18 protein-coding genes and 1 tRNA gene are annotated in these 26,208 nt (G+C 65.4%); 1 reads left to right on the top strand and 18 read right to left on the bottom strand.

Annotated elements, in window-relative coordinates; genetic code table 11:
* Nucleotides 1-26 precede the first annotated feature (26 nt).
* Nucleotides 27-1,442 (top strand): porin, encoded by a 1,416-nt coding sequence (locus AC3QL2_RS16400; RefSeq protein WP_493240269.1) that lies wholly within the window; start codon nucleotides 27-29, stop codon nucleotides 1,440-1,442.
* Between the two features lie 38 nt (nucleotides 1,443-1,480).
* Here the strand turns inward: AC3QL2_RS16400 and AC3QL2_RS16395 are convergent, their stop codons facing one another.
* The 18 genes from AC3QL2_RS16395 to AC3QL2_RS16310 all read right to left on the bottom strand — a co-directional run bounded on the left by AC3QL2_RS16395 (nucleotide 1,481) and on the right by AC3QL2_RS16310 (nucleotide 26,204).
* A complete protein-coding gene (locus AC3QL2_RS16395; RefSeq protein WP_493231597.1) occupies nucleotides 1,481-1,678 on the bottom strand; it encodes a hypothetical protein in 198 nt (65 codons plus the stop codon).
* 97 nt (nucleotides 1,679-1,775) lie between these two features.
* Nucleotides 1,776-2,792, bottom strand: coding sequence for a hypothetical protein (locus AC3QL2_RS16390; RefSeq protein ID WP_493231596.1), 1,017 nt, complete (start codon nucleotides 2,790-2,792; stop codon nucleotides 1,776-1,778).
* Between the two features lie 149 nt (nucleotides 2,793-2,941).
* A tRNA-Met gene (locus tag AC3QL2_RS16385) sits at nucleotides 2,942-3,018 on the bottom strand.
* 129 nt (nucleotides 3,019-3,147) lie between these two features.
* Nucleotides 3,148-4,458 (bottom strand): DUF1329 domain-containing protein, encoded by a 1,311-nt coding sequence (locus tag AC3QL2_RS16380; RefSeq protein ID WP_493231594.1) that lies wholly within the window; start codon nucleotides 4,456-4,458, stop codon nucleotides 3,148-3,150.
* 22 nt (nucleotides 4,459-4,480) lie between these two features.
* Nucleotides 4,481-6,031: a DUF1302 family protein gene (locus AC3QL2_RS16375; protein ID WP_493231592.1), complete on the bottom strand. Its 1,551-nt coding sequence runs from the start codon at nucleotides 6,029-6,031 to the stop codon at nucleotides 4,481-4,483.
* 91 nt (nucleotides 6,032-6,122) lie between these two features.
* On the bottom strand, nucleotides 6,123-8,507 hold the full coding sequence (locus AC3QL2_RS16370) for an efflux RND transporter permease subunit (RefSeq protein ID WP_493231590.1): 2,385 nt from the start codon (nucleotides 8,505-8,507) through the stop codon (nucleotides 6,123-6,125).
* Between the two features lie 30 nt (nucleotides 8,508-8,537).
* Nucleotides 8,538-9,554, bottom strand: coding sequence for a WD40/YVTN/BNR-like repeat-containing protein (locus tag AC3QL2_RS16365; RefSeq protein WP_493231589.1), 1,017 nt, complete (start codon nucleotides 9,552-9,554; stop codon nucleotides 8,538-8,540).
* A gap of 516 nt (nucleotides 9,555-10,070) precedes the next feature.
* Complete coding sequence (locus tag AC3QL2_RS16360) at nucleotides 10,071-10,838, bottom strand: ZIP family metal transporter (RefSeq protein ID WP_493231587.1); 768 nt, start codon at nucleotides 10,836-10,838, stop codon at nucleotides 10,071-10,073.
* Between the two features lie 82 nt (nucleotides 10,839-10,920).
* Nucleotides 10,921-11,784 carry a hypothetical protein gene (locus AC3QL2_RS16355; RefSeq protein ID WP_493231585.1) on the bottom strand — a complete coding sequence of 288 codons (864 nt, stop codon included), beginning with the start codon at nucleotides 11,782-11,784 and terminating at the stop codon, nucleotides 10,921-10,923.
* Entirely contained in the window at nucleotides 11,781-14,057 is a 2,277-nt protein-coding gene (locus AC3QL2_RS16350) for a hydantoinase B/oxoprolinase family protein (protein ID WP_493231584.1), read from the bottom strand. The genes AC3QL2_RS16355 and AC3QL2_RS16350 overlap by 4 nt, the downstream gene beginning before the upstream one ends.
* Nucleotides 14,058-14,103: 46 nt before the next feature.
* Nucleotides 14,104-16,239 carry a hydantoinase/oxoprolinase family protein gene (locus AC3QL2_RS16345; RefSeq protein WP_493231582.1) on the bottom strand — a complete coding sequence of 712 codons (2,136 nt, stop codon included), beginning with the start codon at nucleotides 16,237-16,239 and terminating at the stop codon, nucleotides 14,104-14,106.
* 87 nt (nucleotides 16,240-16,326) lie between these two features.
* A complete protein-coding gene (locus AC3QL2_RS16340; protein WP_173862684.1) occupies nucleotides 16,327-16,725 on the bottom strand; it encodes an acetone carboxylase subunit gamma in 399 nt (132 codons plus the stop codon).
* Nucleotides 16,726-16,729: 4 nt separating this feature from the next.
* Nucleotides 16,730-18,667, bottom strand: coding sequence for a hydantoinase/oxoprolinase family protein (locus AC3QL2_RS16335; RefSeq protein ID WP_493231580.1), 1,938 nt, complete (start codon nucleotides 18,665-18,667; stop codon nucleotides 16,730-16,732).
* Nucleotides 18,668-19,135: 468 nt separating this feature from the next.
* Nucleotides 19,136-21,175, bottom strand: a complete 2,040-nt coding sequence (locus AC3QL2_RS16330) for a sigma-54-dependent Fis family transcriptional regulator (protein ID WP_493231579.1) — start codon at nucleotides 21,173-21,175, stop codon at nucleotides 19,136-19,138.
* A 625-nt stretch (nucleotides 21,176-21,800) separates the two neighbouring features.
* Nucleotides 21,801-22,436: a CoA transferase subunit B gene (locus AC3QL2_RS16325; RefSeq protein ID WP_493231577.1), complete on the bottom strand. Its 636-nt coding sequence runs from the start codon at nucleotides 22,434-22,436 to the stop codon at nucleotides 21,801-21,803.
* Between the two features lie 3 nt (nucleotides 22,437-22,439).
* Nucleotides 22,440-23,156 (bottom strand): CoA transferase subunit A, encoded by a 717-nt coding sequence (locus AC3QL2_RS16320; protein WP_493231627.1) that lies wholly within the window; start codon nucleotides 23,154-23,156, stop codon nucleotides 22,440-22,442.
* 343 nt (nucleotides 23,157-23,499) lie between these two features.
* The gene (locus AC3QL2_RS16315) at nucleotides 23,500-25,041 is read right to left on the bottom strand and encodes an AMP-binding protein (protein ID WP_493231575.1); all 1,542 of its coding nucleotides are present in this window, start codon (nucleotides 25,039-25,041) and stop codon (nucleotides 23,500-23,502) included.
* Entirely contained in the window at nucleotides 25,038-26,204 is a 1,167-nt protein-coding gene (locus AC3QL2_RS16310) for an acetyl-CoA acetyltransferase (protein ID WP_493231574.1), read from the bottom strand. Before AC3QL2_RS16310 ends, AC3QL2_RS16315 begins: the two co-directional genes overlap by 4 nt.
* Between the last annotated feature and the right edge of the window lie 4 nt (nucleotides 26,205-26,208).

Genomic DNA, 26,208 nt, shown 5'->3' with positions numbered 1-26,208 from the left:
GCACCATAAAGACAGAGGAGACGTCCATGATTCGACAAAAGACCCTGCCCGCCCTGCTGCTGCTCGCCGGCATCACCACCCTTGCCGGCCCCCGCATCGCGGTCGCCGGTGAGCTCGAAGACCTCAAGGCCCAGCTGCAGGCCCTGCAGTCCCGCATCGAGAAGATGGAGGACAACCAGAAGCAGGCCGCCACCGTGAAGACGGTCGTCCCGGCCAGCGTGCCGGCGGGCAGCGCAGCTGCCACCAACGTGACCGTCGGCACTGCGCAGAGCCCGTTGAGCCTCAATGTGGGCGGCGGTGTCGTCACGCTGTACGGCAACCTCGACGAATACCTGAACTACATGAAGAGCAGTTCCGGTGCCACCATCGCCTCGGCCCAGGACGGCGCCGCCCTGCGTAGCCGCATCGGCTTCAAGGGCGACCGGGCGATCAGCCCCGACTATGTGGCCAAGTTCCAGCTCGAACAGGGCTTCAACCTCACCAACGGCAGCGCCGCCGACACCGCCAACGCCAGCAGCACCGGCCTGACCACCAGCGGCCGCCTGTTCGACCGCCAGGCCTGGGCCGGCGTGCAGACGCCCTACGGCGATTTCCGCCTCGGCCGCCAGAACACCGCGATCTTCGCCCGCGGCGACTACTTCGACCTTACTTCGCGCACGCTGGGCTCGGTGGTCAACAACTTCGGCGTGCCGTCGCGCTACGACGGCGACCTGTCGTGGATCTCGCCGCGCTGGAACGGCCTGCTGGCCGAGGCACACTACGCCTTCGCCGGCGCCAACCCGGTGGCCGGCACCGCCACCACCACCAGCAACGTCAGCCCCAGCAACATGGCTGTCTATCAGTTCGCCCTGGACTACCTCTACGGCCCGTTCCGTATCGGCTACGCCGGCATCGAGGGCCGCCCCGACTACAAGGGCACGGTGAAGAAGAACGCCGAGTACCACAGCTTCTACGCCAACTACGACTATGGCCGCGGCAAGATCTACGCTGCTTTCGTGCGCTCCAACAACGGTGGCGCCAACGGCAATGGCAGCGGTGCGCTGAGCAACGTCGGCGGCAACATCGTCGGCAACAACCCGACCGGCAGCACCAGCGGCTCCCTCAACGCGGGCCAGACCGGCACCGGCCTGGACATCTTCTACGAGATCTACCAGCTGTCCGCCGACTACCGCATCACGCCCCAATGGCGCGTCGGCGGCCTGTGGGGCACCATCAAGGACACCACCGGCCAGTCCAAGGGTTCCAAGGGCTGGGCCCTCGCCAGCTATTACGATCTCAACAGCAACGTGATGCTCTACGCCCTGCTCGACTCCGTCGACAACCAGCAGAACGGCAACTGGGGCCCGGCTGGTTCGGCCGGCCTGACCAAGACCTTCTCCGGCACCGACCGCACCGGCCAGCGCATCGACGGCATCCAGACCGGTTTCGTCTTCAAGTTCTGAGCTTCATCCGAGCCCGCCCCTGCCGGGGTGGGCCGCCTCTAGAGCTCGTAGTCGCGCTTCTTCAGGAAAACCACATACGCGGCGCGCATTTTCTCGTCGATAATCTCCTCGGGCGGTGTTTCAAGCTCATACAGATTCAGGAACGCCTCCTCGTCGCTGGCGGCGAACCGGGACTCGTTCACGTAGAACAAATCGGCGAGATCTGCAGGCAAGGGAACTTTTTTAGCAGACGACATGGATTGATCTCCTGTTCATCGAGAGGTGTGACTTGAATGGGGCCGTACCGGGCCAACGCGTTGCCCTCCCGCACGGATGCCCAAGGACCGGCTCGCTTCAGCCGAATTCGGACTGCAGTTGCAGCATCTCCTGTGTCGGCCGGTTAAAGCTCACCAACCGCACATCCAGTTCGTAATCCCTGACCCGCTGGAGCGCGCACCTCATCGCCGCGTAGATCCAGGCGCCCTCATTGCCGAATGCCCCGCCGCCAAGCCGGGTCAGCAGAACCACGTTTGACGCGCCCCGCTGCGCATTGGCGACCGCGGCCCACAGCGTCGCTTCATAGGCGGCCTCGAGCACCAGCGTGGCGAAATCCGCCCAACACGCCTTTGGCACAGCCCGACCATAGGCGACCGGCAGCGCGGCACAGAAAGCCTGCGACACCATATGCGGGGCTGGCCGGTCCACGTCCGTCACCTCCACGTCACGATGGACGCCGATGCGTAGCAACCCGCGCAGCGCATCGCGCCGCCCGTCGTCGAGGCTGGCAAGATGCCTGGAAATGGCAGCCAGGCCTTCCCGCGAACACAGGGCATAGCCGTTCTGCATGGTCCACAAGTTTTCTCGCGAGAGACCGGTCCGCACCGCGAGCTCTACGCCCAGATCAGCCAAGCCATCGAGTTGACGGTGGTGGCGCTGGCCGATCTGTTCGCCAACCGGCACGAAGTAGTTGCGGTAGATCGTCGCCGCCCCCGCAGCCATCGCACAGGCCGGCCCCTGGGTAAGATCGCCGGCATAGCGGGTCACCCCGTCTTCGGGCGTGACTCCTGGGCCGGTCATCTCGAGCAGGTTGAACTGGGACGCGACCTGAAACAGCGCACCCGCCAGTTCCGGCGCCTGATGCAGTTGCCGCACATCGCCCTCGACGACGCGCAATTGCAGGCGCCCTGCCCCGCCGGCATCCGGAACGATGCGCTGACGCAGCGTTTCCAGCGGCACCAGCTCCAGCTCTCCAATGCCATAGCTGCGGCCATTGATCCGCGACCGTAGCCGCTGGCCATCGAGTTCCAGCTGCGCCTGGGTTCGGGCGAAATCCTGCTCCTTGAATCCTGTCAGACGTTCAAACCAGTCCATCCGCCACTCCTCGTGCATCCGATGGCGACAGGATACGGCTTAGGTACGACAAGGCTTGTCGTTTCGGTCGTAGGCTGGCCCGCGATGGAGGAAACCGCCGAACAAAAGCAAAAAGCCCAAGCACGAATGCTTGGGCTTTTTGTTGAATCTGGTTGCGGGGGCAGGATTTGAACCTGCGACCTTCGGGTTATGAGCCCGACGAGCTGCCAGACTGCTCCACCCCGCGTCTGGAGAGGCCGAATAATAGACAAGTAATCGCAGTACGTCAAATTTTATTTTGCAGTGCGCCAACAAAAACTCCTGCGGAGCCGGACGAGGGGCCGGTTCCGCAAGAGCAGACAGGGACGGAAGCGGCTTACTTGCCGCCGGTCGCCACTTCCTCGAGCTTGCTGAGAGAGACGTCGTTCTCCTTCACGCCCTTCGGGTTGGCCTTCATGTTGGAAGACCAGGTGGTCGAGTGGTTGCGCTTCACGTCGATGACGTGGCCGACCACCGGCATTACCGCCTTGTAGCCGTCGTCGCCAGTGTCCGGGCGGTTCTGGAAGATCATGAACTTCCAGAACTCGCCCTTCTGGTCATACATCTCGCCCAGATAGGGGCGCGGGAAGTTCACCTCCATGTACACCACCTTCTTGCTGTAGGGGTGCTCCGGCGGCGGCGTGCCCTCCACCACATACACCTCTCGGGGTTCCCACTCGATGTGCTTGGCCGGGAAGTAGTACGGCGCCTCGGTCAGGCCGACGGACGGAAACTCCTCCGGCGTGTCGCGCTTGCTGGCATCCACGCTGACCAGCGGGCTGTGGGCGACGGCCAGCACCCAGCGCTTGCCGACCAGCTTGTTGGCGCGGTACTTGGTCGGGAAGGCATCCCAGATGTCCCAGTCGTCGTAGAGCTGGTCGGTGCCGCCAATCGGATCCATCCATGCGCCGCCGGACAGCCGGCGGGTACGCCGCACCGACTTGAGATAGGCCCAGGTGTCATCGGGCTTGGCGGAGGTCGGGTCGTTGTAACGGACCGAGAAGGTGCCAAGCCCCCGGATGTCCTGCGGGCTGGTGGCGAACAGGTAGGTCTTCTGCGCAATGCTGCCGTCGCCTTCGCTCACAGGCCCGCCGTCCAGGCGGCCTTCCATGTAGTAGCGGCGGGACTGCCAGCGCTGCACGCGCTCGACGCCGGTAGCGCCGCTGATGAACACGAAGGAGATGTCGCGCAGGTCCATCGTCGCGCCGTAGGTGGCGGCGCGCAGGTTCCAGATCACCTTGTCGCCGGCGGTCGGATCGTCGAGCTTGATGGTTTCCGGCGGGAAGGGCATGCCCGACTTCCAGCCGCTCATGGTGCGGGTGGCCGGGTCGAACTTGACGCTCTTGACGTTGTCCTTGGTGGCATTGACGTACTTCGCGTCCATCTCGATCTTTTTCGAGTGGGCCAGCTTGATGGTCAGGCCGTGCTTCTTGATCATCGTTTCGAGCTTGTCCGGCACCATGCTGGCGATGGTCTTGCCTTCGAAGGTTTCGTTCTTGATCTTGTCGTAGTTGTCCTTGGTGATGACGAAACCGGGCTGCAGTTCGCCGGCCTGCGCGAGGCCGACGAAGCTGGCGCCGAGGCCGATGACCAGGGCCTGACAGGCGAACTTGCGGCGCGCCGGATTCACTTTTGTTGTTGCGTTCATCGTTTTGTCTCCTCTGTGGAACTTAGAACTGACGGGTCAAACGGAAGGTGAGCTGGCTGTTGTTGGCGAAGTAGCCAAACAACTGCACGCCGGGATTGGGGTCGAACAGGGCCTTGCTGGTGTGGCCGGACGTCCAGAAGATGTCGGCCTCGGCCTTGGCACGCCATTTGTCGCCAAGCACCAGATCGACGCTGGGAATCACGAAACCGCCGCCATGGCTGACGTCGACGCCGACAGCGATGCCCGGGTTGATGGTGTCGCCCTTGTAGTTGAGCACCGTGAAAGCGGTCAGGATGGTGTTGTGCTCGGTGAGCGGCGCCCCGTAGGCGAACAGGCGGACCAGATCTTCCGAATCCCTGTGGTCGCGGATCCAGGTGTCAAAGAGCTGCACCGACGAGAAGGACGGCCGGTTGGTGCCCAGCAGGTTCTCGAAGTGCAGGTTCTTGTCGGCCCGCAGCATCGTCGTCACCGTGTCCTTCAGCTTGATGCCGCCCAGGCCCAGGCCGGCCGCCGCGCCGAGGGTCGGATCGGTAAGCGCGCCGGTCCCGACGTTGAAGGGCTGGTCCTTGGTGTAGGCGACTTCCGCGCTGAAAACGGTGTCGAAGGTCGCCGAGTAGCCGCTGATGGTCGCGCCGTAGACGTCGATCTTGGGATGGATCAGGTCGAACAGCGGGCCGGTCGGCACCTTCTTCCACGGCGCATACACGGAGTTGGCCACCGGGTCGGCGGCGAAGGTCTTCACGTAGGCCAGCGAGTAGTTGAGCGAGCCCGCCTCGCCGGACCAGCGGATACCTCCGGTCCAGTCATCCTTGTTGCCTTCCGGGTGCTTGCAGTCGTTGTTGGTCACCGCCGACAGGTCGAAGCCCCGGTAGGGCTGGAAGAACCAGCGTCCGCCGCGGATGTCGTAGGTGTTGCCGATGTCCTTGCAGCGGTCCAGGCCTGGCCGCAGGTAGGCGTGGATCTGGCCGGCGGCCTCCGGCACGTCGAGCTTCACGCTGGCCAGCCACAGGGGCTTGCGCCACTCCTCGTTCTCCCCTTCGAAGAACAGGCGCCAGCTCATGTCGTAGCCATGCACCACGTCCATCGCGTGGAAGAAGTCCGACTCGCCCCACACGATCTGCTGCTTGCCGATGCGGAAGGTGGCCCGCTCGCCGGCCTTGAACTCGCCCCAGAACTCGCGCAGGTCGCCGTTGTTGTAGTTGTCGAGGATGCTCGAATGGTCGCCGCCGGTGGTACCGTTGATCTTGCGCAGCTCCTCCAGGTCGCGCAGGTAGGGGGTCATCGCCTCCCGATCCACCCGCGCCACCGCCTTCCACTTGATCGGCCCGGTAGCCGCATCCGCGTCGAGCAGCAGGGAGCCGCGCAGCATCGACAGCTTGCCCTTGTCGTTGCCCTTGGTTTCCGGGATGTCCTGCAGGTTGAACGCCGCCCAGCCGCGCACATAGCCGCCGATGTGGAAATAGTTGCCGTCCTGGTCGGCCGCCGCAGCGTCCTCGGCATGGGCCGGCAGATACGCCGCGCCCAGGCCGAGGGCTGCGCTGACGGCGAGCGCCAGCCTTCTGTTTGCCTTCATGTGTCACCTCCGCTTCTGTTGTTGTGGACAAGACTTGCCCCGCCCCCTGGCGCGGCTGCGCCGGGGGATGGAGACGGGTACGACGGGAAAATCAGACGGCCTGGATCGGCTCGGCCGCGACGGCCTGCTCGATGGGATGGCGCTTGGAGCCGACGATGAACTCTGGCCGGAAGACATAGACCATCGCCGGCATCAGGAACAGCGCCGAGGCCGCCGAGATGAACAGCCAGATGGCGATCAGCACGCCCATGTCGGCCTGCAGACGCAGGGACGAGAAGCTCCACAGCACGACGCTGGTGACCAGCGTCAGCGCGGTGATCAGCACGCCCTTGCCGGAGGTGGAGATGGATTTGACGATGGCGCGGCCCACGTCCTTGTGGTGGTGCAGCTCCTCACGGATGCCATCGACGATGTAGAAGCTGTAATCGACGCCGAGGCCGATGCCCAGCGCTACCACCGGCAAGGTGTTGATGTTCATGCCGATGCCCTTCCAGGCCATGTAGCTGAAGGTCAGCGTGTTGGACAGCAGCACCGGCACCATGAAGAACATGCCGGCCACCGTGGAGCGGTAGGTGAACATGCAGCACGCCACCAGCACCAGCAGGGCAAAAGCGATGGACTCGATCTGCCCGGCGAGGATCACCTCATTGACCGCCGCCAGCACCCCGACCAGGCCGCCGGCGAGCAGAAACTCCGCGTCCTGCAGCTTGTGGGCCGCCACGTACTCCTTCACGCGGGCGATGGCGGTACGGATCGTCTCGCCCTGGTGGTCGCGGAAGAACAGGGTCACCGCGCCGTTCTTGGCCTGCGGGTCGGCGAAGCGGTCCATGTCGCCGGGGTCGGCACCGGAGACGAACATGTAGACCAGCTCGCCGTTCTCGTCGGCGCTGCCGCCGAGCTCCTGGTAGCGCGCATTGCCTTCACGCACGACCCGCTTCACCGCCGGCAGGATGTCGGCCAGCGAGATGCTGCCACCGACCTCGGGCTGGGCCTCCATGTACTTCTGGAAGCGCTCCATGCCCTCCAGCACGCTCGGCTCCTTCAGTGCGCCCTCCTTCTTGCCTTCCACCACCACGAACATGCGGTCGGAACCCTGGAACTTCTGGTTGATCGCCGTCGCGTCCTTGTTATAGGTGGAATCCGGCCACAGGATCGGCGAACCCGGATTGGCATCGCCGACCTTCAGCTTGAAGGCGTACAGGCCGGACACCACGAACGCCAGCGTCGCACCGATCACCACCGCGAAGCGCAGCTTCGAGGTGACGATGGCCGCACACAGGCCGAGGACCTTCTGCAGCAGCGGATAGACGTTGATCGGGTGCGCGTAACGCTTGCGCACGCCGCACCAGGACAACAGCACCGGCGTCAGCACCATCGCGCTGAGCATGATGGACAGGATCCATACCGTGCCGATGTAGGAGATCTTCTCCAGCATCGGGATCGGCGTCAGCGCCACCACCAGCACGCAACCGGCGTCGGCGACGATGGCCAGCATGCCCGGCTTGAACAGGTTGAGCAGCGCCGCCCGCGCGGCCGCACCCGCCGAGGTGGCACCGGCCGCGACTTCATCATCGAAGCGCGACACCAGCTGCACCGAGTTGGAGATGGCCTGCGCGGTGATCAGGAAGGCCACCACGATGACCAGCGGGTCCAGATGGAAATGCATCAGCTTGGCCGCGCCGAGCGCCCAGATCGCGCTGACCAGGCCGGTAGTCAGCGGCAGCAGGGTGCCGTGCCAGGTGCGCGTGATGAGCAGCAGCAGGACCACCAGTGCACCGACGGTGACCATGAAGATCTGCAGCGTCTCGCCCAGGTAGTGATTGACGAGGCCGTACAGGATCGGCTCGCCGACCACCCGCACCAGCACCCCGTCGCCGCGCGCCGCGTCGGCGATCTCCTCGATCTGCTTGTAGGCCTTCACGTAGTCCACCGCGCCGTCGATGAAATCGGCAGTGATCAGCGTGGCCCGCATGTCGATGGACACATAGGGCCCATACACCAGCGGGTTGTTGAGCACCGCCTCGCGCAGCGTGGCGATCTCCCCGGCGTCCTTGGGCAGGCCGGGCCACATCAGCGGCCGCGACTCGATGCCCTCGGTGGAGGCACGGACCTCCTTCATCTTCTTGGAGGCCAGCGAGGCGATCTGGTAGGTATCGACCCCCTCCACCTTCTGCAGCGCCTGGGTGATCTGCTGAACCTTCTTCAGCACCGCCATGTTGAACACATCGCCCTGCTCCACCTCCAGCATGATGCTGACCATGTTGGAGCCGCCGAAGGTCTGCTTGAAGCGGTTGTTCACCTCCACGTAGGGATGGTTGCGGGGCAGCAGATCGCTGAAGACCGTCTTCACTTCGATCTGCGCGGCCAGGTAGCCCATCACGCAGGTGAAGCCGATGATGGCCGACACCACCATCACCCGGTACTGCAGGACCAGATCGATCAGGCGCGCCAGCGCCCTGAACGTCGCGTTTTTCATTCCTGTTTCCTTGTCTTGGGTTTGGAAGCGTCAGTCGCGGCCGAGGATGCGCAACTCGTCTTTGTGCAGCAGCGCCAGGTTGGCGCCCGCCAGCACGTAGTCGTCGGCGACCTTGACGATCTGGGTGTGCCAGGACAGGTCCTGGTCGGAGATACGGCCCGCCTTCCACGCGTCGGCCTCGGGGCCGGCGCTCACGCGGATGCCCTTGTCGCCCACGGCGACCCAGCCGGCACCATCCCAGATCACGCAGTTGAGGTGCTCGCGGGTCAGGGGCGGCACGTCCTTCCAGCTCTCGCCGCCGTCGTTGCTGACCAATACCGTGCCGGCCAGCCCCACTGCCACACCGTGCTGGGCGTCGCGGAAACTCACCGACATCAGGCTGGTCTTCACGGGGCTCTGCACCGCCGTCCAGGTCTGCCCACCGTCGGTGGTCCGCTGGATCTGGCCGAACTCGCCGACCAGCCAGCCGGCCTGACCGATGAAGGCGATGTCGTTCCAGGCCTGGTCCTTCTCGTCCAGCGCGCGAGTCCAGGTGGCACCGTAATCGGCGGTCTTCAGCACCGCCCCCAGTTCGCCGACGGCCCACGCCACGCCGTCCGCGTAGGTATGCACCTGCAGCAGCTTGTTGGCGACCTCCGAATGCGGCACCTTGACCTCCTTCCAGGTCTTGCCGCCGTCCTCCGTCACCACCACCAGGCCGCGGTTGCCGACCGCCACCGCGCGCCTGGCATCCCACGCGGAGATCGACTGCAGGTGGGACACCACCGGGCTGTCCTGCACGCCCCAGGTCTTGCCGCCGTCCTCGCTGCGCACGATCTTGCCGTTGGAGCCCGCCGCCCACAGGGTCGCCCCGCCGGGCGCCACCACCCCGTAGAAGGCATCGCGCCGCTCCAGCGGACGGATCTTCAGTTCGCCGGCGGTCGGTTCGGCCTTCACGAAGAAGGCCGCGTAGAGCAGGCCACCGATGATCACCACCGGCAGGGACGAAGTCCCCACCGCGCCGACCATCCGCGCCCCCTTGCCGAGTTTGTTGATGGCCTTAAGCATGCCCGCCCCCCGAGCCCGGAAGCCCGCAGGCAACACGACAGGAAAGATATGTCTCCATGGTGTCTCCATTCCCATTTATTGGATTTGTGGATTTGAATTCGGAGAACGCCCCGCATGCCGCCGCGGAGACGCGTTTATTGTCGGAATTGACTTCCTGCGATGGCCACAAGCGCCGTCTTATATCCGTCCGATTGGCATCCGGACTTGACCGGTTAATCGAACGCCTCCTTGGAATGGAATTAGCAACTACGATGCCAATAAAAAAAATAATAATTAATTCATTAAATTCATCAGCTTAAAAACACTACTCGGCAAGAACCCAATTTGCGGCGTAGCAGCAAATCGAGTGACGGCGTCCGAGAATGCGTCGCCCAGTCGAACGACTCTCGGACGGACGCGGATAAATAGGAAAAGCACCGTCCCATTTCCCGACAGTGCGCGAATCCTTCTCGCAGGGGTGCGCATCGATCTCACAGGCAAGCCAGGCCTTCTGCGGGGGGGCGCCGCACCCGAAACTCAGAGGAAGCCGGTGTGCTCGACGAGGTAATGGGCGCCACCGATCGACAGAATGCCGGCGGCGATCAGCAGGCTTTGCTCGAGGGTGGCAGCAAGCCGGGTGCGTCGGTGCAGGCCCGGCATCAGACCAGCCGCGGCCACGTAGAGCATGCTCGCGCAGGCGAGGGCCAGGAGGACCGGCACCGCCCCTTGCACCGAGGGCAGGGCCACGTGGGCCAGCAAGGCTCCGGCCGCCATTGCCAGACTGGAGAAGAAGTTGAACGCCAGGGCCCGCCGCCGGCTGTAACCGGCATGCAGCAGAACGACGAAATCCCCCAGTTCCTGGGGAATCTCATGGGCGATGATGGCCGCTGCGGTGAGCAGGCCAAGGGACACGCTGTCGGCGAAGGCCGCGGCGATCACCAGACCATCCACGAAGTTGTGAAAGCTGTCGCCGACCATCACCATCAGGCCGCTACGCTGCGGCCCGTCGACAGCATGCCCGTGCCCGTGGTGGGATCCATGGCGCCACAGCACCAGCCGCTCGAACAGGAAGAACAGCAGCACGCCGCCCAAAACCAGGGCGCTGGTCCGTCCGGCGTTGCCGGAAGCCTCCAGGGCGTGGGGCAGGATCTCGAGGAAGGCTGCGCCGAGCAAGGCGCCGACCGCATAGCTGATGAGTCTGGACAGCAGCACGGGGCCAAAGCTCGCCGTAAGGGCCGCCGCCGCAGCCACGGACAACAGGCCGCCAACCAGGCAGCTCAGCATGCTCAGCGCAAACGGCGTCATCGGGGGCACATTCTTGACGTAGGGGAGAAGAGCCGGACAAAAAACGGCGACCGGACCGCGAACGGACCGGTCGCCGCCAAGGCTAGGCCCGGAGGCGGGCCAAGCTTTCCAGGACAAACTCGGGTCGCTGGCTCTCAGGGATCTCGACGAAGTAGAACTCACCCGCGCCCAGGGCCGGCAGCGCCGCCCCCTCCCCCAGGGGCTGGCTGACATCCACGCCGGTGGACACCGGCATCGCGGCCTGGAAGGCCGACGACAGCACCGCGTCGAACTCCGCCAGCACCGGCGATTCGGCCACCGCAGCCCCCTGCGGACGCAGGGCCAGGGACCAGCGGTAGTGGTGGGCGACGTTGATCAGCGGACGGTAGCGCTCCAGGTCCGTCTCGCCCATCGTCGCATCATCCGGGTGCTCTTCCAGCAGCACCCCGCCCACCGGGCTGGCCGACACGGCGCGCAGCAGGTCCGCCATGTACATCGCGGCGTCCTCGATCCCGTCCGGGTCCAGTTCCACGTCGCGGCGCCCGGCCAGCTGGTTGGCATGCAGCAGCCAGTGTTTGGGCGACGGCATGGCCAGCACCAGCGGGGTCTGGCCCCGCAGGTTGGCAATCACCGCCTCCACCACTTCGGCCAGCAGCTGGCGCGGCTCGTCCTGTTCCAGCAGCTTGCGCAGCGGATACGACAGGCGCCGCTTCGCGCCCAGCTCGGCGCGCACCTCGGGATGGCGCACCAGCCAGGCATCGAAAAGCTCGCCGACTTCCACCACGGCCACGTCGGGACGCAACAGGCCCTGGGCCTGGGAAAAATAGGCCAGGAACTGGGCGGCCCCCTGCCACGGGTCGCCCCCTTCCCCCAGCAGCAGCCGGCGGGTGTAGGCCGAAGCCTTCAACCACACCCTGAGGCCGCTGCCACCGTTGCCGGGCAGGCTGTCGGCGAGGCTCTGGCTCATTGCTTTTCACCTCCCATGGCGCCCAGGGCGACGAGACGGCTCTCCAGTTCGGCGATGCGCACGTCCTTCGGATGGGGCATGTAGTTGGGACGCGGGCTGTTGGCGTCGCGGAACTTGTCGGGGCTGCCCATGTAGAGCTTGCTCACGTCGTCGCCCCAGCAGCCGAAGTAGGCCAGGTGAGACGGCGGCGTCGGCTTGTTCCAGCTCTTGATGAACTCGGCGTACGGCACGCCACGGGCGATCCGCGCCTTGCGCTCGGCGTCGCGGGCGGCGGCGGTGGCCTCATGGTTGATGGCCAGCGTCGTCGGGTCGAACTTGACCTTGTAGAGCCGCTCGGCCACGCCTGGGGACATCAGCCCTTCCTCGATGTCGCGGATCACGCCGGCCGGGTCGCGCTCCAGCAGGTCGCCGTAACCGGCCCCCGCGCCCTGGGAGATCATGAACAGCTCACCGCGCTTGGAGATCTCGAAGCCCATGCCCATGTGATGGGTGGTGTAGCTGGCGCCCTCGAAGGGCTGCTCGTTCATGATCTCCTCGATGGAGTGCTTGAACTTCTCCGGCTCGTTCATCAGCACGTCGTACACATCCACGCCCTTGACCTTGCACAGCGGGTAGGAGCCGCAGGCGTAACCGCCGAACAGGCCTTGCAACGGCGGGAACTTGGCGCCCTGGCAGACCGTCATGAAGCCCCACTGCTCGCTGTCCTTGGTGGCCACCATCATGGTGTAGCCCTGGCCGCCGCGGTACTTGCCCGGGGCGATGGCGTCACGGGTCATCTTCTTGGAGACGAGCTGCAGGAAGGGCACTTCCTCCTCGTTGAGCTCCTGCTCGCCGATGTCCGCCATCGTCGCGAAGATCGGCGCCAGCGCATGCTCGCCGTCCCGATCCACGGTGGCGCCGGCGCCCATGCCGTTCAAGTCGGCACACAGGTTGCCGAGGGTCTCGCCGTGCTGGCTGACCCCACCCCAGATGAAGGTGTTGATCATGTTGAAGGTCGGCGCATGGACCTTGGTGTACTTCTCCGGGCAGCTGTACAGGAACTTGGCGACCGCGTGCTGGCCGGCGGTGAAGCCGGTGAAGATCGACATCAGGCTCTGGGAGTTCGGCGCGTCGTAGGAGCAATTGACGATCGAGTGCGGATCGGTGATCACCTCGATCGGCGCGAAGGCCGCCTGGCCACGCGGCAGATCGGGCCACACGTAGCACAGGAACACCTGCGCCAGCATGCCCTTGAGGCCGGCCACGATGGTGTTGGTGGCGCGGTTGGTGAATTCCGGGCTGGAGCCGCGGAAGTCGAAGATCAGCCGGTCGCCGGTCTTGGTGAGCTGGCAGTTGATCTTCACCACGCAGTTCTCGCGCAGCGTCGAGTCCTGGATGATGTAGGTCCGCACGGTCATGTCCGGCCATTCGCTGACGCGGCGCTTCACCTCGGCGCGCACGTTTTCCATGGTGGTGCGCAGCGTGGAGATCAGCGCCGCGGGGCCGTCGGTGTTGAGCGTTTCCTCGATGCGCTGCTTGATGCGCAGGCAGGCGAACAGCTTGACCTTCATGTCCTCGTACTGCAGCTTGGGCTCGCGCACCGAGTTCTGCAGGAAGGTCAGGATGTCGCGCTTGATCTGGTAGTTCTCGACCACCTTGAACGGACACATCTTGAGGCCTTCGTCGCAGGGGCTCTCGGCCATCGACGGCATGCCGCCCGGCTCGATGGCGCCGTTCTCGCCCTCATGCACCGTGGAGGCCACCCAGCACACCAGCTTCCCGTCGTGGAAGATCGGCAGGATCATCGACTGGTCGGTGTTGTGCACGTTGCCGTAGCGGGAGTCGTTGTGGATGAAGCCGTCGCCTTCCTTCACGCCCACCGTCGGGTCGTTCACCCAGTTCTTGATGATGAACTTGATCGGGTGGTGCACCAGCGCCGAGAAGATCAGCACCCCACCGGCACTGGCGATGGCCAGGTCGCCCGAGGCGGAATACACCCCGGTGATCACATCGCCCCACTTGGCGCCTGGGGCTGCGCCCATCTGCTCGACCATCTCGTAGCCTTCGTCGCAACCGGCCTGGATGCGGTCGCGGATCTTGGCGATGGTGTGGGCGTCGCCCACCTTGCGCATGCATTCGTCCTCGACCCCGGTGCGCGGCATCAGGTCGTGGTTCTGCATGATTTCCGGGTCGGGGCCCAGGAACAGGGTGGTGTCGTTGAGGAACTTCTTGATCAGCGCCACTTCCTCGGGGCTGGGCACCTTGGCCGCAACCGGCGTATTCATTTCGCTCATTTTCAATCCTGTCGTCTAGTTAGCTTGGATCGGATCTGCGCGGCGCTCAGGCACGCAGGAACCAGGAGGCGCCCTGCTTGGCGGCGACGAAGTTCCAGCCCGGATTCACCAGGAAGGTGGTCACTTCCGAGGCGATGATCGCGGGGCCGGGGATCTGCACGCCCGGCTCGATGGCGGCGCGGCTCCACACCGGCGTCTCGAAGGAGCCTTCGTGGCCGACGAAGTAGCACTTGCGGGTGCCGCTCGGGGCCGGCGGGGCCTTGCGCTGCTCGACGGGCACCGGTTTGATGTCCTCGAACTGCACGGTCTCGTGGCGCACGTAGGCAGCCACGCGGATGGTGTTGATGCGGATGCCCGCCTCCGGCGCCTGGGAGCCTTCGCCGAAGCGCTTGCCGTAGTCGTTGGAGAACTGGGAGATCATCGCCAGCACATCGGTGGGGCCGTGCAGCTCGTGCTTGGGGATCACCGCGGTGGTCTGCACCAGCTGGTTGCCGTAGCGCATGTCCAGCTCCAGGTTGTGGCAGATGTCTTCCTTGGCGATGCCCTGGCGCAGCAGATCCTGGGTGCCCTGCTCCTTCAGCTCCGCGACGATGCGGTTGAAGCGGGTGTAGTCGTCGAAGATGTGGCGGGTGTTGGAGTCGTACAGCACCATGTACAGCGACTGCTCGTGGATGTGCAGCTGGTGCATGTTGCCGGCGCCGACCGCCGAGAACACCGAGCTGAGCGGAGGCGCCAGGATCTTGTCGATGGCCAGGTTCTGCGCGATGCCACAGCAGTGCAGCGGGCCGTTGCCGCCGTAGGCCAGCATCGTGAAGTCCTTGGGGTCGTAGCCGCGGGCCCGCAGCTCGGTGAACAGGCCGTTGGCCATGTTGTCGTCCACCTTCTCGCGGATCAGCAGCGCCGCCTCGACCACCGAGCAGTCCAGGTCGTCGCACAGGGCGTCCTCGATAGCTGCGGACGCGCGCCGCGGATTGAGCGGAATCGAGCCGCCGGCGTAGTTTTTGGCGTCCAGGTAGCCGAGGATCAGGTCGGCATCGGTGACCGTCGGCTTCATGCCGCCGCGGTCGTAGCAGGCCGGGCCGGGGTCGGAGCCGGCGGACTCGGGGCCGCACTTCACGGTGTCGTACATGCGGTCGTAGCTGGCCACCGAGCCGCCGCCAGCCCCGAGGGTCACCAGGTGCACCATCGGCACCGACACCAGCCAGCGGTCGATCACCGGGTTGAAGTCGTAGTGCTTGATGCCGCCTTCCACGACGATACCGATGTCGTAGCTGGTGCCACCCATGTCGGTCGCGACCACATTGCCGAGGCCGGCCTGCATGGCCAGGTGCTCGGAGGCGCCGATGCCGGACACCGGGCCGGAGTGGATGGTCTGCAGCGCATCGGTGGAGTTGAGCTGGGCCATGCCGCCGGAGTTGTGGATGACCAGCATCGGCTTCTCGTAGCGGTGGGCGCGCAGGTTCTGCTCCAGCGCCGACAGGGCGTGGTACATCGTGGAGTGCAGGTAGCCATCGACGATCGCCGAGGTGGCCCGCACGTACTCGCCCTTCCGCCCCGCCACCTGGTGGGACAGGATCACCGGGATCGCGCCGAGCAGGTGGGACGGGTATTCCTCGAGCAGGATCTCCTCGATGCGCTGCTCGTGGTCGGGATTGACCACCGCATTGACCAACGCCACGACGATGATCTCGGCGCCCTTGTCCACCAGCGTGCGGATCTGCGTGCGCACGTCGTCCTCGTCCAGCGGCATCACCAGCTTGCCCTGGAAATCCACCCGTTCGCGCACGCCGCAGATCATGTGCGGCAGCACCAGCGGATCGGGGCGCTGGGCATTGGGCATGTCCTGCTGGCCCAGGTTGTCGAGCCCCTCGCCGTAGCCACGGGCGCGGCTCAGCGGCACGGTGGCCTCGAAGCCGGCGGTGACCAGCATGCCGATCTTCGGCCCCTTGTGCTCGATCAGCGCATTGGTGCCGAGGGTGGTGGCGTAGCGCACCGAGTCCACCGCCGACAGGATGCGCTCCAGGTCCAGATCCAGGACGTGGCAGGCCTTGCCGAGGGCCTCGTTGAAGCCGAGCGCCAGGTTGTGATGGGTGGTCAGGGCCTTGGCTTCGATGTACTTGCCATCCCAGACCACGAAACAATCGGTGAAGGTGCCACCGATATCGACTGATACGCGCCTCATGCTATCTCCTCAATTTTGTCGTACTGGCGCCCAGGGCCTCGCTGCTCGTGCAGGGGCGGACGCCGGCAAATTCACAGGGGGTTCCGCTCAGTGCCCGTGGCCCTTGTCGGCGGTGACGGCGGGGCCGACCACGGCGTCCTTCAGCTCCTCGCGCTTGGCCCACTGGGCGCGCAGCGCGGGCAGGTCGGGCTGCATGTCGTGGAGGGGCGGATGGCCGGGCACGGCGTATTCGGTTTCCACCTGGGTGCCGCAATGCGGGCAGTAGTACTCGAGGATGCGCACCCAGTCCGGATCGGGGCTGAAGGTGAAGCGGTACTTCTCCGGGTCGATGATGGGCGGGTGGATCTCGCGCGGGTCGCGGTTGTGGACCAGCATCCCTTCCTTGTAGCTCTTGCTCGCCGTGCCGATCACGTGATCGCAGACGCGGCATTCCCACTGCTCGGCATCCAGATCGAGGCGCAGGTATTCGGTCATCGGTACTTTCATTTTTTCAGCCCTTTCTGTTGAGCAGGATGTCGCCCGCGTCGCTGATGACGAAGCTCCAGCCATCGAGCACCCGGCAGGTAAAGTAGTCTTCTTCGAGGATCGCCGGACCTGCGGCGTGGTCGCCCGGCTTGAGCTGGGAGAGGCGGTAGACCGGCACATCGATACGTCCCTGGCCACGGGTCAGCACGTTGCGGGTACCGTCGGCCTGGGCGGGTTCGCCTTCGACGAAGCTGGCACGCTTGCCGGCTTCGCTGCGCAGCGGCTTGACGGCACGCAGCTCAAGCTCGACGGAGCGGACCTTGGCCAGCTCGGCGGGGAAGGCGTTGCCATCGCCGAGGGGCACGATAAGGTCGGCTGCGCCATCCACCTCACCCACCAGCCAGGCTTCCACCTGGTACTCGCCGGTGCCGAAGCCTTCCGCGAACATGTCGCGGGAGGCCTTCACTTCGAGGCTCTGGCGGGCCGCCGCGATGGCCTGCTCGCTACGCTCCTCGAGCACCACCGCGTAGCGCTGGGAGATGTCGCAGGCACCGATGCCGAAGGCGCTGAACACCGCCGCCAGCTTGGGCACGGCGACCCGGTCGATGCCGGCCTTCTCCGCCACGCCGCAGGCGTTGAGCGGGCCGGCGCCGCCGAAAGCGAGCATCACCGTGTCCTTGGAGATCTTGGTGAAGCGGTGCAGTTCGACCGCAATCTTGTCCTCGTAGGCGTGCTCCATCTGCAGCAGCGCGTCGTCGAGACCGATGCCCAGCGGCTGGGCGATGGACAGGCTGACCGCCGTCGCCGCGCGATCCAGGTCGAGGCCCATGCCGCCGCCGAAGAAGGACTTGGGATCGAAAAGACCGGACAGCAGGCTGGCGTCGGTGATGGTGGCTTCCTTGCCACCGCGACCGAAACAGGCCGGGCCGGGCACAGCACCGACGCTCTCGGGGCCGATCACGATGCGCTTGTTCACCACCTTGAAGATGGAGCTGCCACCGGCGCCAGCGCTCATGATTTCGCACAGCGGGAAGGACACGCTGATGCCTTCCACGTGGCCGCGCTGCACCTCGGCGACCTTGCTGTCCAGGCATTGGCCGATGTCGGTGGTGGTGCCGCCGACGTCGATGGCCACCACATCCGGCATGTCGTAGAGCTTGGCGAAGGACTTCATGCCTTCCATGCCGCCGCGCGGGCCGGAGCTGTAAGTCTTGATCGCCACCGTCTTGGCCACGCGGGAGGCGTCGCCGTCGTTGCGGAAGATCAGCAGCGGGTTCTTGGTGCGGTAGTCGCGCAGGCGGTTTTCCGCATTGAACAGGAAGGCCTCCATCGCCGGGTGCAGGAAGGAGTTGATCAACGCCGTCCAGCTGCGGCGGACCACGTCCCGGTCGGTGGTCAGGTCGCTGCCGTAGAGCACCGGCACGGCACCCAGCAGGTGGCGCGGGTACTTGCGCAGCACGACCTTCTTGAAGCGGGTCTCCAGGTCGAGGAAGTCGGCACCACCGAAGCTCACCACCAGGCGGTTGGCACCGGCCGCAGTGAGCTGGTTGATCGCCTTGACGACCTCGATGTCGGCATCGGCGCCGGTCACCGCCGCGGTGTCGAGGAAGACCACCCGGTCGCCCACCAGGGCTTCATAGACTTCCGGATCGTGCTCGGCCAGGCGCACCGGCAGGTCACGGGCCTTGGCATCGATGATCAGGCCCAGGCGCGGCCCCTTGCGTTCGCAGATGGCGTTGGTGCCCTGGGTGGTGGAATAACGGATGAGGTCCACTTCTTCCAGAAGGCGAGCCACATTCTGCTCGCCGTAGATCACCGCCGACGCTTTCTGCAGCCCTTCGAAGAAGCATTTGCTCAGGTCATAAGGGGTGGTCAACACCTTCGTCTTCTTGACGGTGTCGTCCATCATGATGCAGATATCGGTGAGCGTCCCACCGTTATCGATATTGATTTGCAATGCCATACCGCATTACCTCCTGCCATCCTCTTGTGGATTGAAACCGTTCCCTATCAAGGAAAAGGAAACCGTGGTCGTGTGGACCCCAGGCTTTTATTTGTCGCGCCGCCGGAGCGCTTTCTTCTTTTCCGGCAACGAACCTGGACTTTCCAGTTGCAGATATGGCAAGGGGCGTGCCAAGGCAGAAGTAAAAATCAAATCGTTGATTTTTAAACATAAAATATAAATCAACGAAAAACGCTCGATTAACCCCGTTTTCTTTGCGGATAAGCCGTCCGTTTTCCGGTTGAAATAATGCAACGCAACATCGAACGATCAGACCGTCCGGATGGCGGACGCTCCGATCGTTTCACAAGGTTCGATCCAATTCCCTTTCCGGGGGGAACTCACCCGCACCAGAAATGAAAAGGCCCGGCATTTCCGTCCCCTCGACGGAAATGCCGGGCCTTGTTTCGCGCCGCCGGGCGGCGGCGTTCAGACGCGGTAGTTGCGCAAATCGTCCACCAGGCTTTCGAGCCCGAAGCGCTTCAACTTCACATACACGGTGCTCTTGGCAATGCCAAGTTCGCGCGCCACGGCGGTCATGTTGCCGCGGCAGCCCTTGATGGCGCGCAGGATCGCATCCCGCTCGGCGTTCTCGAGACAGGTCAGGTCGCGGCTGTCCCCACCGGGAAGTTCGACACCGGCCACGGGCGTGCCATCCAGCGAGGCATGCAAGTCCGGCGGCAGGTCCGCCTCGGTGAGCACCGCCTCCTGGGAGGTCAGCAGCATGCTCTCCATCACATTGCGGAATTCTCGGATATTGCCCGGCCAGGCGTATTGCTGGAGCTGCTCGACAGCCCCTCGCGACAGGCGGCGCGGCGCCAGGCCGTGCTGGCGGGCCAGCCGTTCCAGGTAGTGCTCGCCGAGCAGCGGGATGTCGGCGGCCCGCTCACGCAGGGACGGGATGTTGATGCTGGTCACCGCCACCCGGTAGAACAGGTCCATGCGGAAGCGCCCGGCCTGGATCTCCTTGCGCAGGTCCCGGTTGGTGGCTGCGATCAGGCGGAAATTGACCTTGCGCGGCTTGTTCTCGCCGAGGCGATACACCTCGCCCTCCTCCAGCACACGCAGGAAGTGGGGCTGCAGGTCGATGGGCATCTCGCCGATCTCGTCGAGAAACAGGGTGCCGCCATCGGCCGCCTCGATCTTGCCGATCATGCCGCCGCGGCGAGCGCCAGTGAAGGAGCCCTCCGTGTAGCCGAACAGCTCGCTGGTCAGCAGCTCGCGGGAGAAGCCGCCGCAGTTGAGGGCCACGAAGGGCGCATCCTTGGTGGCGCCAAATTCGTGGATGCAGCGCGCGAAGACGTCCTTGCCGACGCCGGTCTCGCCAAGCAGGAGCACCGGCACGCGGGACTTGGCCAGCTGCTGGGCCCGCCCGACGGCCTGCATCAGCGCCGACGACTCACCGACCACACGCTCGAAGGAACCTTCCTTTTCGGAGGGCGGCTCGCCGCCCATCACCGACGTCACGATCCGTCCGCCAGCCGGGCTGGCCGCGTGGCGGCTCGGCAAGGTCAGCACCGCGCCGATCTGCTCGCCGCCCTCGATCACCGGCTCCAGCCATTCCTGGCGCATCCAGTCGGGCATTTCGTCGGGCAGCCGCCGGCCCTTCTTCCAGGCCAGCGACAAGGATGCGAGCCCATCCGGCGCCACCGCCGCCTCGCCAATGCCCATGTCGGCCATCACCACCGACGCGCGGCCGTTGGCCTTGATGGCCCGGCCGCGCCGATCGAAGACGATGATGCCGTCCGCCGACATGCCCGACAGGCGCTCGACGCACTGCTCCAGCAAGCGGTAGCGGATACCCAGCTCGATCTTGGCGAGGCGGTTCTCGATGCGCCCGGCGGTTGCCACCACCAGGGCCAGGCTGTGGCGGCTGTAGGACGCGCTGAGCCCGGAGACGTCCACCACGCCGAGGATGGTGCCGTCGTAAGGATCGCGGATCACCGTGGCCGAACAGGACCAGCGCTTGATCCCGGCACAGTAATGCTCGGCGGAGTGGATCTGCACCGGCTGGCCGACTTCCAGCGCCGTGCCGATGGCGTTGGTGCCACAGGCCAGCTCGCTCCAGTTGGCGCCGGACAGCAGGTGCACGTTCTCCGCCGCGCCCCGCGTGCCCATGTCGCCCTCGAGGTTGAGGATGGTGCCCGACTGATCGGTGAGGACCATCACGGTGCCCGTCTCGGACAGGAAATCTCGCGCCGAAGCCATCACCGGCGCGCTGGCGGTGAGCAGTTCGCCACACTCGTCACGCAGGGAATGCAGGGATTGTTCGGCCAGCGGCTCCGGCGCCCGATGGCGCTCCGGGTCCACGCTGGCGCCGTGGCAGCGCCGCCAGGAATCGTCGATCAGGCGACGCAGCGCGTCGGATCCGGTTTCGTCGCCGCTGAGGAAGCGCTCCCAGGACGTCATGATGTGGCCGTCGTTTTCCGGAATGGAAAACATCTGGCCCGATGAAACTGTGGCAGCCATGCCCACCCTCCTTTGTCTGTGTCCGACCATGTCGCCGATGGAGTCCATCCTGGCGCACGATTCTGTGTATTTCTCCCCGGTAACGCGGCTCACTGTCCGCTTGTCCGGCCCTCCGGGGAGCGCTGCTTTTCAGCCGACCCCACTGCCGACCAGCGACGCGTGTCCCTGCGCATCGCCACGAGGCTCCGTCCCAAGCAGCCGGCTCAAGCTCCTATTGTGGACCATGGACAGGCAGAGGCACGACAGAACGCTCGATATCCGGACGTAGCAGTCTTTGTGCCACAGCCCACAGGACAGCATATTGCCCGTATCGGGCATCCGGCAAATGCAAAAGCGTCCGCTTTCCGGACACCCCGACCGTCCGGAAAGCGGACGGCCAGCTGGAAATGTCCGCGGGCGAATGAATTCGCCCCCACCGGATTGCACAACCAGTTCCGGAAACAGATCCTTCGTTCCGGAAAGCGTGTGCCCCGTAGGGGCGAATTGATTCGCCCATCACATCAAAGAAAAAAACGGGGGCTTCCAGACAAAGAGGATTCCGAGGAGAGGGAGAGAGAAGAGGATTCCCCGCTGGATACCGCATTGCCCCCAAAAAACCCGGCGCCCACCATCGCGGGCCTACCGGTTACTGCAACGCCACCAGAAAGTCTGCTTCGGTATTGGCCCGCACATCGTCCAGCGTGGTGTCGGGCGCCAGGTCCACCAGGGTCAGGCCGTCGGGGCCAACCTCGAACACGCACAGGTCGGTCACGATCATGTTCACCACGCCGGTGCCGGTCAGCGGCAGCGAGCATTCGCGGACGACCTTCGTCTCGCCCTTGGCGGTGTGCTCCATGATCACCACCACGCGGCCGACGCCGGCCACCAGATCCATGGCGCCGCCGATGCCCTTGATCATCTTGCCGGGCACCGCCCAGTTGGCGAGGTCGCCCTTCTCCGACACTTGCAGCGCGCCGAGCATGGACAGCTGGATGTGGCCGCCGCGGATCATCCCGAAGGACGCCGCGCTGTCGAAGAAGCTGGTGGTCGGCAAGGTCGTGATGGTCTGCTTGCCGGCGTTGATCAGGTCGGCGTCCTCCTCCCCCTCCCACGGGAAGGGGCCCATGCCGAGCATGCCGTTCTCGCTCTGCAACTGGATCGACATGCCCTGCGGCACATGGTTGGCCACCAGGGTCGGAATGCCGATGCCGAGGTTTACGTAATAGCCGTCACGCAGTTCGCGGGCGGCCCGTGCCGCCATTTGGTCCCGAGTCCAGGCCATCGCTTATTCCTCCACCACGGCGGCGCGACGGCGAACCGTACGCTGCTCGATGTGTTTATCCACGTTGTCGAGCACCACCAGGCGATCCACGAAGATGCCCGGCGTAACAATATGGTCCGGGTCGATCTCGCCAGGCTCCACCAGCTCCTCCACCTCGACCACCGTCAATGCGCCGGCGCTGGCCATCATCGGATTGAAGTTGCGGGCGGTCATGCGGTAAACGAGATTGCCCTCGGTGTCGGCCTTCCACGCATGGATCAGCGCCAGGTCGGCCGTCAGGCCACGCTCCTGCACATACAGCTTGCCGTCGAACTCGGCCAGCGGCTTGCCCTCGGCGATCACCGTACCGACGCCGGTCCGCGTGTAGAAGGCCGGGATGCCGGCGCCGCCGGCGCGGATGCGCTCGGCCAGCGTGCCCTGCGGATTGAACTCCACCTCCACCTCGCCGGCCATGTACTGGCGTGCAAACTCGGCGTTCTCTCCGGCATAGGAACAGACCAGCTTGCGCACCTGGCGGGTTTTGAACAACTTGCCGAGCCCCATGCTTTCCGTGCCCGGGTTATTGGAGATGATCGTCAGCCCACGCACGCCGGATTCCAGCACCGCGTCGATCAGCACCGCCGGAATACCGCATAGCCCGAAACCGCCGGACATGATGGTCATATCGTCGCGCAAGACGTCAGCCAGGGCCGCCCTGGCTGACGAATGGATTTTTCTCACAGACACCTTGCATCCTCTCTACTCAAGAATTGCCCTGTCTTTCAAGCAGCCATTTCCCCGTGAATTGGAGAAACGGCCCTTCCGTGCAATCCTTATTCAGCAAAAGCGATGCCAGCAACAATATCCATTTGATTAAAAAGGAAATAGAAAAACAATCTGTATTTTATGAACTAATTGTCGTCCTAATAGCGGTCGCCCCTTCCGGATGCTCGTACGAATTTCGGGCGCCCTGTCGGTCGATAATGTGCGTATAGAGCCCGGAGCCTCCAGTCATTCCTGGTCCACGGGCTGCGGGAACGAATTCACGTGCCCCCGCAGCCGCAGGAAGGACGCGACAGCGCCCCTAGCCGCCCGGCACCTCCGCGAGCAAGCGACGCAGGCTGGTCTTCAGCACCTTGCCGTAATTGTTCTTCGGCAACGCCTCCACGAAGCGGTATTCCTTCGGCCGTTTGAAGCGGGCCATGCGCTCCAGGCAGTGGCGGTCGAGGACTTCCGCACCGATGCCCTTCACCCCGTCCTCCAGTACCACGAAGGCCACTACCGACTCGCCCCATTCCGCATCCCGACGGCCGATCACCGACACTTCCCGCACGGCCGGATGGGCGATCAGCACCTCTTCCACCTCCCGCGGATAGATGTTGGAGCCCCCCGAGATGATCAGATCCTTGGATCGGTCCTTGAGAGTCACGAAACCGTAGGAATCCATGCAGCCCATGTCGCCGGTCCACAGCCAGCCGTCCCGCAGCGTGGCCTCGCTGGCGACCGGGTTGCGCCAGTAGCCGGACATCACTGCGTCGCCGCGCACCACCACTTCGCCGACCTCGTCGCTGACCAGGCTGCGCCCATCGGCATCGACGATGCGCACCTCGGCCAGGGCCTGGGCAACGCCGACGGACGCCACGCGGGACACCCAGTTCGGATCGGCGCGATCGGCCAGCACCTCCCGGGACAATGCGGTGATCGTCATCGGCGACTCGCCCTGGCCGTAGATCTGCACGAAGCGCGGCCCCATCACATCGAGGGCGCTGCGGATGTCGTCGGCGTACATCGGGCCGCCGCCATAGACGATGGTCTGGAAGCCGGACGGGTCGGCGCCGCTGCGCTGCACCCCGTCGACCAGGCGGCGCACCATAGTCGGCGCGGCGAACAGGCACAGGCGGCCTACTGAGCGGGACAGCGCGACCAGTTCGTCCGGCTCGAAGCCGCCGGACTCCGGGATCACGTGGCGGCAACCGCGCAGCATGTAGGGGAAACTGTAGAGGCCGGCCCCGTGGGACAGGGGCGCCCCATACACAGAGGCATCGTCACGGGAAACCGGGTCCACGTCGGTGAAGAAACAGGCGGTCATCGTCTGCAGGTTGCGATGGCTCAGCATCACCCCCTTCGGCTGGCCGGTGGTGCCGGAGGTGTAGAACAGCCAGGCCAGCGCATCCGGCGCCCGCTCCTGCACCGGGATCGCCAACGCGGTCACTGCACGCAGGTAATGACCGTCGCCGGGCACCAGCAGCGGCACCACCTCGCCTTCGTCCTGCTGCACCGGCGCCAGCTCGCCGGCCAGGTCAGCCGACACGCAGGCCAGCCGTGCGCCGGCATTGCCGATGATCCATGCCGCCTCACGGGGATGCAGCTTGGCGTTGATCGGCACCGCCACCAGGCCGGCCCACAGAGTGCCGTAGAGGCATTCCAGGTATTCGGCACAGTTGCTCATGTAGATCGCCACCCGCTCGCCGGCCTCGAGCCCGAGGTTCTGGCGCAGGTAGCCAGCCAGGCGCGCCGAGCGTGCGGCCAGCGCCGCGTAGGTATGCAGCTGGCGCTCGCCGACGAGGAGCGCCGGGCGCTCGGGGAAGGTCCGCGCCGAGCGCGCGAGGATATGGGCCAGGTTCATTTGTGCCGCTCCAGGATGCTCACGTAGTTGGCGACCGCCGCGCCGCCCATGTTGAAGACGCCGCCGAGGCGCGCCCCCGCCACCTGCATGTCGCCAGCCTCGCCGGCCAGCTGCATGGCCGCCAGCACGTGCATCGACACGCCGGTGGCGCCGATCGGGTGGCCCTTGGCCTTGAGGCCGCCGGACGCATTGACCGGCAGCGCGCCGCCGGGATGGACAGTGCCGTCCGCCAGCCGGTCGGCGCCGCGCCCCGGCCGCGCCAGGCCCATCGCCTCGTAGGTGAGCAGCTCGGCGATGGTGAAACAGTCATGCACCTCGGCGAAGGACAGGTCGGTAGCCCGGCAGCCGGCGCCGGCCAGCGCCGTGCCCCAGGCCCGCCGCGGCCCGTCGAAGCTCAGCACGTCGCGGCGGGAGATCGGCAGGAAGTCGTTCACCTGCGCCCGCGCGCGGAAGCGGATGGCCCGCCGGGCGTTGGCGAGCAGGGCATCGTCGGCCAGCACCAGCGCCGCCGCCCCGTCGGACACCAGCGAACAGTCGGTCTTGCGCAGCGGCCCGGCGATGCGCGGGTTGCGCTCCGACACCGTGTTGCAGAACTCGAAGCCGAGATCCTTGCGCATCTGCGCCCACGGGTTGCGCACCCCGTTGGCGTGGTTCTTGGCGGCTATCCGCGCCAGCGTCGCCGCGTGGTCGCCGTAATGCTGGAAATAGGCGTCGGCCAGCTCACCGAACAGGCCCGGGAAAGTCATGCCGTGGGCGGCCTCCTCGCGCACATAGGACGCCGAGCCGAGGATGCGCGTGACCTCCGGGCCGGACACCGCGGTCATCTTCTCCGCACCGACCACCAGCGCGAAGCCGGCGCGCCCGGATTCGATCGCGTCGCAGGCCGCGAACACCGCCGCCGCGCCGGACGCACAGGCGTTCTCCACGCGGGTCGCCGGGCACCAGCGCAGGCGCGGATCGGCCTGCAGGACCAGCGACGAACAGAAGATGTCCGGCACGAAGCCGCCGTTGAGATGGCCGAGCCAGATGCCGTCCACGTCCGCCGGATCGACCCCGGCATGCGCCAGCGCGTCGCGGCTGACGCCGCCGATCAGGGCTTCCAGGTCCATGTCGTCCAGCCGTCCAAAGGGCGAATGCGCCCAGCCGATGATGCTTACCCCCATGTCG

This window comes from Zoogloea sp. GW822-FHT05C07 (genome assembly GCF_058800215.1).
Note: the sequence above shows the minus strand (reverse complement) of the source record. Positions and strands in the feature narration are given on the sequence as shown.

Excerpts from the sequence above, each read along its gene's own strand:
- AC3QL2_RS16400 (WP_493240269.1), top strand. The coding sequence starts at position 27 with ATGATTCGACAAAAGACCCTGCCCGCCCTGCTGCTGCTCGCCGGCATC.
- AC3QL2_RS16395 (WP_493231597.1), bottom strand. The coding sequence starts at position 1,678 with ATGTCGTCTGCTAAAAAAGTTCCCTTGCCTGCAGATCTCGCCGATTTG.
- AC3QL2_RS16390 (WP_493231596.1), bottom strand. The coding sequence starts at position 2,792 with ATGGACTGGTTTGAACGTCTGACAGGATTCAAGGAGCAGGATTTCGCC.
- AC3QL2_RS16380 (WP_493231594.1), bottom strand. The coding sequence starts at position 4,458 with ATGAACGCAACAACAAAAGTGAATCCGGCGCGCCGCAAGTTCGCCTGT.
- AC3QL2_RS16375 (WP_493231592.1), bottom strand. The coding sequence starts at position 6,031 with ATGAAGGCAAACAGAAGGCTGGCGCTCGCCGTCAGCGCAGCCCTCGGC.
- AC3QL2_RS16370 (WP_493231590.1), bottom strand. The coding sequence starts at position 8,507 with ATGAAAAACGCGACGTTCAGGGCGCTGGCGCGCCTGATCGATCTGGTC.
- AC3QL2_RS16365 (WP_493231589.1), bottom strand. The coding sequence starts at position 9,554 with ATGCTTAAGGCCATCAACAAACTCGGCAAGGGGGCGCGGATGGTCGGC.
- AC3QL2_RS16360 (WP_493231587.1), bottom strand. The coding sequence starts at position 10,838 with ATGACGCCGTTTGCGCTGAGCATGCTGAGCTGCCTGGTTGGCGGCCTG.
- AC3QL2_RS16355 (WP_493231585.1), bottom strand. The coding sequence starts at position 11,784 with ATGAGCCAGAGCCTCGCCGACAGCCTGCCCGGCAACGGTGGCAGCGGC.
- AC3QL2_RS16350 (WP_493231584.1), bottom strand. The coding sequence starts at position 14,057 with ATGAGCGAAATGAATACGCCGGTTGCGGCCAAGGTGCCCAGCCCCGAG.
- AC3QL2_RS16345 (WP_493231582.1), bottom strand. The coding sequence starts at position 16,239 with ATGAGGCGCGTATCAGTCGATATCGGTGGCACCTTCACCGATTGTTTC.
- AC3QL2_RS16340 (WP_173862684.1), bottom strand. The coding sequence starts at position 16,725 with ATGAAAGTACCGATGACCGAATACCTGCGCCTCGATCTGGATGCCGAG.
- AC3QL2_RS16335 (WP_493231580.1), bottom strand. The coding sequence starts at position 18,667 with ATGGCATTGCAAATCAATATCGATAACGGTGGGACGCTCACCGATATC.
- AC3QL2_RS16330 (WP_493231579.1), bottom strand. The coding sequence starts at position 21,175 with ATGGCTGCCACAGTTTCATCGGGCCAGATGTTTTCCATTCCGGAAAAC.
- AC3QL2_RS16325 (WP_493231577.1), bottom strand. The coding sequence starts at position 22,436 with ATGGCCTGGACTCGGGACCAAATGGCGGCACGGGCCGCCCGCGAACTG.
- AC3QL2_RS16315 (WP_493231575.1), bottom strand. The coding sequence starts at position 25,041 with ATGAACCTGGCCCATATCCTCGCGCGCTCGGCGCGGACCTTCCCCGAG.
- AC3QL2_RS16310 (WP_493231574.1), bottom strand. The coding sequence starts at position 26,204 with ATGGGGGTAAGCATCATCGGCTGGGCGCATTCGCCCTTTGGACGGCTG.